We start from the raw sequence: 10,265 nt of genomic DNA, 5'->3' as shown, positions 1-10,265 counted from the left end.
CAGGGGAGTGCCGTCGCGCCGACCACGCGGCGTGGTGCTCGCGGTCGGCGCGAGGCGGTTGGACGAGAGGGAGGGTTAGGCCAAGGTGGCCGTGGTGGTCAGTGGGGCAGCCGCAGGTGGTGGCGGCGGGGGCCCTTGACCACGTTCCGCAGGGTCATCAGCGGTGCGGGGTTGAGCGGCCGGTTCCAGGTCCGGCGGGAGTGCGCGGGGCGGGCGCTCCCGGTTCGATCGGGGCAGGAGAGGCGGGGGCGGTGCGGCATCGGGCGGCCTCCTCACGGGCGGTGGTGTTAGTCGGAGTGGTCACCGCATGCCGGCAGCCCCGACGCCGCGAGCGCGAATCGGGGCTGCACGAACCCGTGAAGCGCCCCCAACTCGGCTGGTCCTCGCTACCGTTGTCCCATGACTGATCTGCGCCAGGTGCCAGTTGACCAGGTTCTGGAGCGAGTGGGGACCGCGTTGGGGACCCAGCTCGATCCGGCAACGGTTGTCCGCAAGCGCCGGTCCGTGGGCGCCCGCACCGAGCGCGGCACGTGGGTCCGGATCGAGCGGCGAGGGTTGGACCGGATCGGCACCCAGGGCGGCAACGGCACGCCGTCGGCCGAGGCTCTGAGCGGCATCGCGAAGCCCGCGTGGCTGGCCGGTGTGGCGTGGCGGGACGAGGTCGAGCCGGTGATGTGGCGGGCCGACGAGACCCGGCTCCTGCCCTCTGCCCCCGTGGGGTCCGCAGTCGTGGCGGACGATCCCGCGCTGCCTTCCAGCTGGTGGGCTGAGCTGAACACCTCACTGGATGCGCTCGCGCGGCAGCGAACGAACCGGATCGCCACGCCGGACACGGAGACGATCACGCAGGAGTTGGTGACACGGATGATCCATCAAGTGTTCCCGCTCGTCGATCCGACGGTAAGTGAGTGGTGCCCGGCGCATGCGGATCTGAACTGGGCGAACGTGACGGCACCCGAGTTCTGCATCTTCGACTGGGAAGACTGGGGGATGGCCCCCCGCGGATTGGACGCCGCCACCTTGTGGGCGGCGTCGCTTGCCGTACCGGCGCTGGCCGATCGCGTCCGCGTCGAGCGGAGCGGCGACTTCGCGAGCCGGGACGGCAAACTGATGACGCTGTTCGTCGCGGCGAAGATCCTCGGGCCGTACGCACACCCCGAGGACCCTCGCCTCGACGGGGCCCGCGCACTGTCGGAGCAGGTGGTGAAGGAGCTTCAGGCGGACTGACGCAGGAGCTGCCAGTAGGCCCGGAGGACGTCGGCGTCGATCTCGTGCTCCAGGCCTCCGCACAGCTCCCGCAGGTGCTCGGTGTCATCGGTGCCGACCGCCACCGCCTCCACCCCAGGCAGCTCGAAGGCAACCCGGAACGCTGCCTGTATCGGTGTGGCGTCAGACGTCCGCAGGAACATCCTCGGGTCGAACTTCTGCCACACGGGGTCGGTGACACTGCCGCCGAAGGGGCTCATCCCCCGTACTCGGGTCGGCCTCCACGCAGTCACCAGCGCTTCGGCGGCGTCGAGGACGCCGCTGCTGACAAGGAGGCCCGAGCGGACCATGAGGATGTCCGGGCGGGGCACGTCGAGGCCGACCAGCGGGCGCGGGTCCCAGGTGGAGATCCCCCAGGCACCGCACCGCCCCTTCTCCGCCGCGCCGGCCAGGACCGCGCATGCCTGCCACAGGACCTCGGCGTTCGGGGCGGAGTGCTCCGGGTTGTGCAGCAGGAGCGCGTCCGGTTCGCGGCCGAGGTCGTTCACCGTCTTCTCAACAGCGCCCCGGAGCCGCGCCGGGGAGAGGCTGTGCTCGTCCTCGAAGTAGCCGACCTTGGTGGAGATCGAGAACTTCGGAAGCAGGTCACCAGCCACCTCGCCGAGGACGTGGTGGGATCGGTGATGGAGGTAGTTCGAGGCGGTGTCGATCGCGGTGACGCCGAGGTCCAGAGCGCCGGTCAGGACGTCGCGGCGGTGACGAGACCGGTGTAGCCCGAGGACAACTCGTCGGTCAGCGGTGTGCACAGGTCCTCCTTGATCAGGATGTCGGCCACTTCGTGGACCTCGTCGCCGACGGCCGCCGCCGCCTGTTCGAGCGCGACGGGTCGGCCGCTGAGGAGTAGTCGCAGGGCAGGCAGCGCCTTGGCGGCGAAGGTGAGCTGCTTCCCGGCCGCCCTGACGCCCACGGTGTCTCCGCGCTCGGTGATCCGGGGCGCGAAGTGGGTGGTGCACACCACGGCGTCGAGCCCGCCGAAGATCTCCAGGAACGGCACCTGCCGGCCGGGGGCGGTCTGCTGCTCGTAGGCGGTCAGGAAGTCCTCCGGACCGCGTCGGCCGACGAGTCGGGTGGCGGCTTCGAGCAATGGCGTGACGTCGGCGCCGGTGCGGTCGAGGTCGCGCCGGAAGATCTCCTGCTCGCGGCACCAGTCGCCCAGCCAGGCCATCCAGGAGGCGCCCGAGCGCTTGGTGATGCCGAAGGTGACGTGGAGGCTGTGGCCCGTGCCGCTCCGGGTGCGAGTGGCTTGGTGCCAGTGGCCGCGCGGGATGTGCATGACGTCGCCCGCTTGGAGCGTGCCGTTGAAGATCACGGTGTCGCTGGGGATGTTGTTGGGGTCGGCGTCTCGGTACATGGGCGCTGTGCGGGAGGTGGCGCGGACCTCCCAGTCCTTCTCCCCGGAGAGCTGAACCACGATCACGTCGTGGTCGTCCCAGTGCAGCGGGAAGCCGGCGGCGTCGTTCGTGGTGAGGTAGGCGTTCACCTGCACCCGCTCGCGTGCCCACCACTGCAAGGCGCGGCAGGTGACTTCCATCGTGGGGTCGAAAACGTTGACCTGGTCCATGATCAGCGTCGCCCCCTGCCGGAGCAGGTCACCGAGGCGGTGCATGTTGGCCATCGGGATGGACTGTCCGCGCGGGCTGACGATGTCGGTGAAGTAGACGGCCGGGTGGACTTCCTCGCCGTTCTGGAAGGCCCGGAACTGCGGCCGGTTGAGGCTGCGCCGCATGGCGATGTCGAGGAGTTTGTTCGGGGTGAGGATGCGCGACAGAAGCGCATCATCCTCGATCCGGCCGAGCGCGAAGCCGGTCCCGATCGGTTCGGAGCCGTCCCAGCTCAGGGCCGTCTCGATGGCGGTGACCAACCGGTGTTCCACTGCTACCTCCGTAGGAGAGTGCTGGGCACGGGGCAGGAACCCGCTCAGTGCGCGAGTCCCCGCCCCTGGGGTGACCGAGTCCTACTCGACGTCGGTCAGGTTGCCGTCACCACCGGGCCACGGCGAGTCGCCGGAGGAGCCGGCGTTGTCGGAGCGGAGGCTGTCGTACCTGTCCTGGACGGCGGTCAGCTCCTCGACCGCGATCAGCAGCCCGCTCGCCTTCATCAGCGGCTTCTTCGTGGTGTCGTCCACGTGGTGCTCCTTCCTTGTCTGCTCCCGCCCACCACTGGGCGGAAGATCTGAGGGCAATCACCCTGTGCTTCCGAGCACCGGGTTATGGAGCGAAGAGCGGCACCGACCACAAGGGGGTGAACGGCCGGTGCCGCCCGGCCACCTGACCACGATTCCCCAGCGCGGCCAGGTGGAGCTGAGGGGTGATCAGGCTGTCTGCACGAGCGGGTCAGCCCGGGCCTGTGCGGCGTGGACGAGCACCGCGAGTCGCGCGTCTCCCGTCACCAGCTGGTCGGCTGCGGTCTCAAACCACACGACCTTTCCGGCCCCGACGGGCTCCCATCCCCACGAGTGGGACAGTCCCGCGACCAGCATCAGGCCCCGACCACCCGTCACGGTGTCCTGCGCCGAGTCCGGGTTCGGGAGCCGGAGCCTGGTGTCCGCGACCTCCACCCGCAGGCGGATTCCCGTCCAACGCACCGTCACCTTGCACCGAGCCTTCCTGTGCTCCATGGCGTTCGCCAACAGCTCGCTCGTGCACAACTCGACGTCCCGCAACGCGTCGTCCGACAGCGGCACGCGCCAGCACCGCGCGATATCGACCACCAGCCGACGGGCTGCCGGAACAGCCAACGGGTCCGGCTCAACATCCCACTCCTGCGGAACCGGGAATGATGCAGTGTCAGACATGGCGGAGCCCCCTTTCGAGCGCGTTGGACGTGATCCGTGATCACGGAGAGCCGAAGCTCTGTCACGCTCTGATGCTCCCGCTGCACGTCGGGGCGTTCCTACCGCGTTTGTGGGACGTTTGGGACGCTTCACCGATACGGTTCGTCCCGTCCTCTACGGGCTCAAGAGGTGAACTATGAATCACGCTCTCCGCCGTGCGATGGCGAATGCCAAGATGACCGAAGCGCAGCTCGCAGAGGCATGTGGCGTCGACGCCAAGACGGTTGGCCGATGGATCGCCTACCCCACCCGCATCCCCCACGCTCGACACCGATGGGCGGCCTGCGAGGCGCTGGGAGAGGAGGAATCCACGTTGTGGCCAACTGCCGTCCGTTCGGCGCTCAAGACAGGACCTGACCGTGAGGTCATCCAGGTGTTCCCCTACCGATCAGCGGCGCCCGCCTCGCTCTGGCGGTCGCTCATCACCAAAGCGCAGCGCGAGCTGACCTTCGCGGGATACACCAACTACTTCCTGTGGCTGGAGCAGGCGAACCTGGCCGGCGCACTCCGCCGGAAGGCTCAGACCGGGTGCCGGGTCAGGTTCCTGATCGGCGACCCGGACAGCCCGGTCACCCGGGCCCGCGAGGCCGAAGAAGGCGTCCCGCTCACGCTGTCCACCCGCATCGCCGTGACGATGAGTGAGCTACAACGGCTTCGGGATGTCGGGGACATCGAGGGCCGGTTCGAGACCGGTCACGTCAACCTGTCCGTGTTCCGCTTCGATGACGAGATGATCGTGACGCCGATCCTTGCCCGCAGGGTCGGCCATGACTCGCCGATGATGCACTTGAGGCGCGCCCAAGACGACGGCATGTTCGACCGGTTCGCCGATCACGTCGAAGAGCTCTGGAGTCGCGGGCGCAACATCTGGGAGGTAGCCGATCATGGCCAGGCGTGACTATGAGGACGATCCGAACGCACCGAAGCCCAACAGCCTCGTTCCAGCCGCCTCGGTGGTCGTCGTGGACGAGTCCGGCCGCATCCTGCTCCAGCGGCGCACCGACAACGGGATGTGGGCGCTACCTGGCGGGAAGATGGAGCTGGGCGAATCGCTCGCGGGGTGCGGTATCCGGGAGACCTTCGAGGAGACCGGCGTCCAGGTGGAGATCACCGGCATCGTGGGGACCTACACCAACCCCGGCCACGTCTTCGCCTACGACGACGGTGAAGTGCGCCAGGAGTTCTCCATCTGCCTGCTCGCCCGACCCGTCAGCGGCGAACTGCGCGTATCCGACGAGTCGTTCGAGGTTGCCTGGTTCGACCCGCGTGACGTGGACGGCTTGCCCATGGTCCCGAGCATCCGCAAGCGGATCAACGACTGGCGATCCGGGCAGGGGCCGGTCATCCGGTAGTCGGCGGCGGCGGAGGCCTTCCAGGACGAGTGAGCCGCACAGGACACGAGCCTTCCCCGAGGACCGAGGAAGGGCTCAACCGCTTCAGCCTGAGAAGCAGGACAACAGGTCTCTCTGACCGGCACGTCACCCGCCTTTCGCCCGAGGTCAGCCGCCGATCAGCGCAACACCCGAATCATGGAGAGCCGCTCCGCCTGATTGATCACGTCCACGAGGCTCGGGTCCCCGCTGGTCGCAGCCTCGTACGCGAGTCCGGGAACATCCACCGGAACCGTCTCCTGGCCCAGCGGGTGGGCGAAGCTCGTGATGACCCAGCGACCGCCCAAGGGTGACGATGCGTCGATCATCCAGTCCCACCGAGCTCCGTGCACGCTGATCAGGAACTCGGCGGTGAACCCCATGATCACCTGGGAGTTGAAGATCCGGTCCTGCTCGGTCTGCAGATGGGGATCAGCCGCGCGCTCGGCGAGTTGTTCCTCGATGAGGCGCATCGCCCTGCCCGGATCGGTCTGCACAAGGTCCTGGGGCAGGCCTAGGGCCGCCAGCACGTCGCTGGTGATGGCGCGGCAGGTGGTCGCCCACCCGGCGACGTCCGGTGCAGCCTGGTTCTGCTGGGTCATGACGGAATGCATACCAGTAAGCCCGTGCTGCGCTTGGAAGCCCCCCTCCTGCCTCCCAGGGCAGCCGTGCACACGCCTCCGAGACCGGGAGCAGGACGGTGCTCCCGGCCCGGACGGACGGCGGGTCTGGTCAGTCCGCCATCGGCAGGTAGACCTTGTTGCCTTGGGCCTTGAACTCCTCGGACATGGCCTTCATGCCCTCGACAGCGGCCTCGTCGTACTCCGGCGAGGCAGCACCGTTGCCGAACTTCTCATTGATGGATTTGCTGATCTTCATCGAGCAGAACTTCGGCCCGCACATCGAGCAGAAGTGGGCCGTCTTCGCGGGCTCCGCCGGCAGCGTCTCGTCGTGGAAGTCGCGGGCCGTCTCCGGGTCGAGGGCCAGGTTGAACTGGTCCTCCCAGCGGAACTCGAAGCGGGCGTCGGAGAGGGCGTCGTCCCAGGCCTGGGCGCCGGGGTGGCCCTTGGCCAGGTCGGCGGCGTGGGCGGCGATCTTGTAGGTGATCACGCCGGTCTTCACGTCGTCCCGGTTGGGCAGGCCCAGGTGCTCCTTGGGGGTGACGTAGCAGAGCATCGCGGTGCCCCACCAGGCGATCATCGCGGCGCCGATGCCCGAGGTGATGTGGTCGTAGCCGGGGGCCACGTCCGTGGTGAGCGGGCCGAGGGTGTAGAACGGCGCCTCGTCGCAGATCTCCTTCTGGAGATCCATGTTCTCCTTGATCTTGTGCATCGGGACGTGGCCCGGGCCCTCGATCATCACCTGCACGTCCTTGGCGCGGGCGATCCGGCCCAGCTCGCCCAGGGTCTGCAGCTCGGCGAACTGCGCCTCGTCGTTGGCGTCCGCGATCGAGCCCGGGCGCAGGCCGTCACCGAGGGAGAAGGTGACGTCGTAGGCGCGCAGGATGTCGCAGAGCTCCTCGAAGTTGGTGTAGAGGAAGTTCTCCTGGTGGTGCGCCAGGCACCAGGCGGCCATGATCGAGCCGCCGCGCGAGACGATGCCGGTCTTGCGACGGGCCGTCAGCGGGACGTAGCGCAGCAGCACGCCGGCGTGCACCGTCATGTAGTCGACGCCCTGCTCGCACTGCTCGATGACGGTGTCCCGGTAGACCTCCCAGCTCAGCTCCTCGGCCCGGCCGTCCACCTTCTCCAGCGCCTGGTAGAGCGGGACGGTGCCGATCGGGACCGGGGAGTTGCGCAGGATCCACTCGCGGGTGGTGTGGATGTTGCGGCCGGTGGAGAGGTCCATCACCGTGTCGGCGCCCCAGCGGGTGGCCCAGGTCATCTTCTCCACCTCCTCCTCGATCGAGGAGGTCACCGCGGAGTTGCCGATGTTGGCGTTGATCTTGACCAGGAAGTTGGTGCCGATGATGGCCGGCTCCACCTCCGGGTGGTTGACGTTGACCGGGATCACGGCGCAGCCGCGGGCCACCTCGTCCCGGACGAACTCCGGTGCCAGGCCTTCGCGCAGGGCCACGAACTCCATCTCGGGGGTGACCACGCCCTGCTTGGCGTAGGCGAGCTGGGTGACCGCCACCCCGTCGCGGGCCCGCAGCGGGCGGCGCGGGCGGCCGGGGAAGACGGCGTCCAGGTTGCGCAGGTTGCCCCCGCGCGGCGCGGTGTGCTTGATCCCGTCGTCCTCGGGGCGCGCCTCGCGGCCGTCGTACTCCTCGACGTCGCCGCGCTGGCGGATCCACGGGTCGCGCAGCGCGGGCAGGCCGCGGCGCACGTCGGGCTCGTAGGAGGGGTCGGTGTACGGGCCGGAGGTGTCGTACAGCGGCACGGTGCGGCCGTTGGTGAGCTGCACCTCGCGCAGCGGCACCCGCAGGTCGGGCCGGGAACCCTCGACGTAGGCCTTGCGCCAGGCCGGGGTCGGGTACCCGGTGGCCGCGGACTCGACCGTGGCCGGACGTGCGTCATCGAACGTGGTCATCTGACCTTCTACTCCCTACGCCGGCATTACCCGGTCCAGGTTCCTGCGGTCGGCACAGCCCTCGGCACGCCCGTCGGCGTGACCTTTCAGTGCCCTCTCAGCCCGGTGCTCCGAGCTCCCGTTGGCAGGCGGACTTGCCTGCCCAAAGACGTGAACACGGTAGCCGCAGGTCTGCGCCCGGTCCAGTAGGGGTCCGCACCGCGGGCGCTGGGGCAGACTGGACGCGGACGGAGCGGACGGGGGAGCGCGATGATCGGGTACACCGGGCGGGTCACCGGGAAGGTCGGCCCGGGGCTGGTCGGCGAGGTCCTGGTGCACGTGCCGGAACGGGTCGGCAGCGAGGCCTTCCTGGCCTACCCGGCGGTGCCGGGCGAGCCGCTGCCGGTCGGCACCCAGGTGGTGGTGGTCGAGTACCAGCCGCCGCGCACGGTCTACGTGGCGCCGCTGCACGGCTGACCGGGCGTCACGGACTGCGTCAGGTCGCGGTCTCGTCCCGGTCCTGTCCCAGCCCCGGAAGAGCCGCGCGCCGCTCTTTTCAACCGGCGTGATCGGGCGCAGAATCACCTGTCGCCACCGGCTTCCGCGCATCCCTGCACAACCGAGCGCAGCCACGGGATCGGTGTGCCCTGAAGGGGGAACCGCCGGTGTTGATCGGCACGATCGCGGGTGTCGCCGCGGCAGCACTGCTTCTGATCGTCATCGTCTTCAAACTCTGCTGGCGGGTGGCGGAGCCCAACGAGGCGCTCATCATCTCCGGTTCGAAGCACCGCACCGAGGGCCTCGGCGAGGGACTCGGCTTCCGGGTGGTCACCGGCCGCGGGACCCTGGTCACCCCGGGCATCCAGGTGGTCCGCAAGCTCTCGCTGGACCTCAACGAGGCCGAGCTGGACGTCGAGTGCGTGACCTCGCAGGGCATCCCGGTCCAGGTCAAGGGCGTGGTGATCTTCAAGGTCGGGGACGACACGGTCTCCATCGCCAACGCCGCCCGCCGCTTCCTGGACCAGCAGAAGTACATGGGCCAGCGGGTGCACAACGTCTTCGCCGGCCACCTGCGCTCCATCGTGGGCGGGTTGACGGTCGAGGAGATGATCCGCGACCGCGAGCGGCTGACCGGGGAGACCCGGGCCGCCTCCGGCGCCGAGATGGAGAAGCTCGGCCTGATCATCGACTCGCTGCAGATCCAGGAGATCCTGGACCCGACCGGCTACATCATGAACCTGGCCGCCCCGCACGCCGCGGCGGTCCAGCGGGACGCCCGCATCGCGGCCGCCGAGGCCGACCGGCGGGCCACCGAGGCGGAGCAGGAGGCCTTTGCCCGCAAGGCCGAGGCGACCCGCAACTCCGGTATCCAGCAGGCCGGTTACCAGGCCGAGATGGACACTGCGGCGGCCCGTGCGCTGCAGGCGGGACCGCTCGCCCAGGCGGCCGCCCGCCAGGAGGTCGTGGTCCAGGAGACCAAGGTCGCCGAGCTGGAGGCGTTCCGCCGGGAGCAGCAGCTGCAGGCGGACGTCCGCAAGCCGGCCGACGCCGCCGCGTACGAGACCCGCACCAAGGCCGACGCCGAGCGCGACGCCCGGATCTCGGCGGCGCAGGCGCAGGCGAAGGAGACCGAGCTGCGCGCCGCGGCCGAGGCCAACCGGGTCAAGATCGCCGCGCTGGCCGAGGCCGAGGCCACCAAGGCCCGCGGTCAGGCCTCCGCCGAGGCGACCCGGGCCACCGGCCAGGCCGAGGCGGCGGCGGCCGAGGCCAAGGGCCTGGCGACGGCCGAGGCGGCCCGCGCGCTGGGTCTGGCCGAGGCCGAGGCGATCAAGGCCAGGGCGGCCGCGCTGGCCGAGAACCAGGAGGCCGTGGTCGCCCAGCAGCTGGCCGAGAACTGGCCGGACATCGTCCGGGCCGGTGCCGAGGCGTTCGGCAACGTGGAGCACATGGTGCTGCTCAACGGCGCCGAGGGGATGGGCGAGATGTTCGCCAAGGCGCTCACCATGGGCGGCACCGGGCTGGGCCTGGCCCGTCAGCTGCTCGGCAGCATGAACGCGCAGGGCGGGGCGGCGGGGACGCCGGCCCAGCAGGCGGCGGACCGGCCGGCGCAGTCCATCCCGGTCCAGGTCGACGCCGAGTAGCAGCGGGCCCGACCGGGCGGACGCGGCCCGCCCCACCGCACGGTGGGGCGGGCCGCCGCGCGTCGCCGGGACAACGCGAGGCGCCCCCCCCCAGGGGGGGGCGGGCGCCAGAGCCGGGGGGGTGCGGCGTGACCCGGGCAGCCC

Annotated in this window: 12 protein-coding genes and 1 riboswitch; of the genes, 5 read left to right on the top strand and 7 right to left on the bottom strand. The window is 69.9% G+C overall.

The features are described 5' to 3' along the window. Positions 1-98: 98 nt before the first annotated feature. Entirely contained in the window at positions 99-260 is a 162-nt protein-coding gene (locus tag ACFW1A_RS32995; protein WP_380415500.1) for a hypothetical protein, read from the bottom strand. Positions 261-399: 139 nt separating this feature from the next. Here ACFW1A_RS32995 and ACFW1A_RS32990 point away from each other — a divergent pair, with 139 nt between their 5' ends. Next, positions 400-1,227, top strand: a complete 828-nt coding sequence (locus ACFW1A_RS32990; protein WP_380415498.1) for a hypothetical protein — start codon at positions 400-402, stop codon at positions 1,225-1,227. On the opposite strand, the gene ACFW1A_RS32985 is transcribed toward ACFW1A_RS32990, so the two are convergent. The 4 genes from ACFW1A_RS32985 to ACFW1A_RS32970 all read right to left on the bottom strand — a co-directional run bounded on the left by ACFW1A_RS32985 (position 1,215) and on the right by ACFW1A_RS32970 (position 4,060). Beyond that, positions 1,215-2,012, bottom strand: coding sequence for an aldo/keto reductase (locus ACFW1A_RS32985; RefSeq protein ID WP_380415495.1), 798 nt, complete (start codon positions 2,010-2,012; stop codon positions 1,215-1,217). The two genes, ACFW1A_RS32990 and ACFW1A_RS32985, sit on opposite strands and share 13 nt — an antisense overlap. Beyond that, on the bottom strand, positions 1,946-3,139 hold the full coding sequence (locus ACFW1A_RS32980) for a JmjC domain-containing protein (RefSeq protein WP_380415492.1): 1,194 nt from the start codon (positions 3,137-3,139) through the stop codon (positions 1,946-1,948). Before ACFW1A_RS32980 ends, ACFW1A_RS32985 begins: the two co-directional genes overlap by 67 nt. A gap of 81 nt (positions 3,140-3,220) precedes the next feature. Next, a complete protein-coding gene (locus ACFW1A_RS32975; protein WP_380415504.1) occupies positions 3,221-3,391 on the bottom strand; it encodes a hypothetical protein in 171 nt (56 codons plus the stop codon). 186 nt (positions 3,392-3,577) lie between these two features. Continuing rightward, positions 3,578-4,060, bottom strand: a complete 483-nt coding sequence (locus tag ACFW1A_RS32970) for an ATP-binding protein (RefSeq protein ID WP_380415489.1) — start codon at positions 4,058-4,060, stop codon at positions 3,578-3,580. A 214-nt stretch (positions 4,061-4,274) separates the two neighbouring features. On the opposite strand from ACFW1A_RS32970, the gene ACFW1A_RS32965 reads away from it, so the two are divergent. Next, on the top strand, positions 4,275-4,997 hold the full coding sequence (locus ACFW1A_RS32965; protein ID WP_380415487.1) for a DUF5919 domain-containing protein: 723 nt from the start codon (positions 4,275-4,277) through the stop codon (positions 4,995-4,997). Continuing rightward, positions 4,984-5,451: an NUDIX domain-containing protein gene (locus ACFW1A_RS32960; RefSeq protein WP_380415485.1), complete on the top strand. Its 468-nt coding sequence runs from the start codon at positions 4,984-4,986 to the stop codon at positions 5,449-5,451. Before ACFW1A_RS32965 ends, ACFW1A_RS32960 begins: the two co-directional genes overlap by 14 nt. Before the next feature lie 158 nt (positions 5,452-5,609). Here the strand turns inward: ACFW1A_RS32960 and ACFW1A_RS32955 are convergent, their stop codons facing one another. Both ACFW1A_RS32955 and thiC read right to left on the bottom strand, forming a co-directional pair. Next, positions 5,610-6,071 carry a hypothetical protein gene (locus tag ACFW1A_RS32955; protein WP_380415483.1) on the bottom strand — a complete coding sequence of 154 codons (462 nt, stop codon included), beginning with the start codon at positions 6,069-6,071 and terminating at the stop codon, positions 5,610-5,612. A 130-nt stretch (positions 6,072-6,201) separates the two neighbouring features. After that, positions 6,202-8,001 carry a phosphomethylpyrimidine synthase ThiC gene (gene thiC, locus ACFW1A_RS32950; protein ID WP_380415481.1) on the bottom strand — a complete coding sequence of 600 codons (1,800 nt, stop codon included), beginning with the start codon at positions 7,999-8,001 and terminating at the stop codon, positions 6,202-6,204. Continuing rightward, positions 7,996-8,133: riboswitch (TPP riboswitch) on the bottom strand. (Overlaps the previous gene by 6 nt.) Positions 8,134-8,250: 117 nt before the next feature. Between thiC and ACFW1A_RS32945 the strand changes: the two genes are divergently transcribed. Together ACFW1A_RS32945 and ACFW1A_RS32940 are read left to right on the top strand one after the other, a co-directional pair. Then, positions 8,251-8,457 (top strand): hypothetical protein, encoded by a 207-nt coding sequence (locus tag ACFW1A_RS32945; RefSeq protein ID WP_380415479.1) that lies wholly within the window; start codon positions 8,251-8,253, stop codon positions 8,455-8,457. 188 nt (positions 8,458-8,645) lie between these two features. After that, positions 8,646-10,121: an SPFH domain-containing protein gene (locus ACFW1A_RS32940; protein ID WP_380415477.1), complete on the top strand. Its 1,476-nt coding sequence runs from the start codon at positions 8,646-8,648 to the stop codon at positions 10,119-10,121. Positions 10,122-10,265: the final 144 nt, after the last annotated feature.

Source organism: Kitasatospora sp. NPDC058965, from assembly GCF_042741245.1.
Classification (GTDB): domain Bacteria; phylum Actinomycetota; class Actinomycetes; order Streptomycetales; family Streptomycetaceae; genus Kitasatospora.
This window is presented reverse-complemented; position numbering and strand designations above follow the sequence as displayed.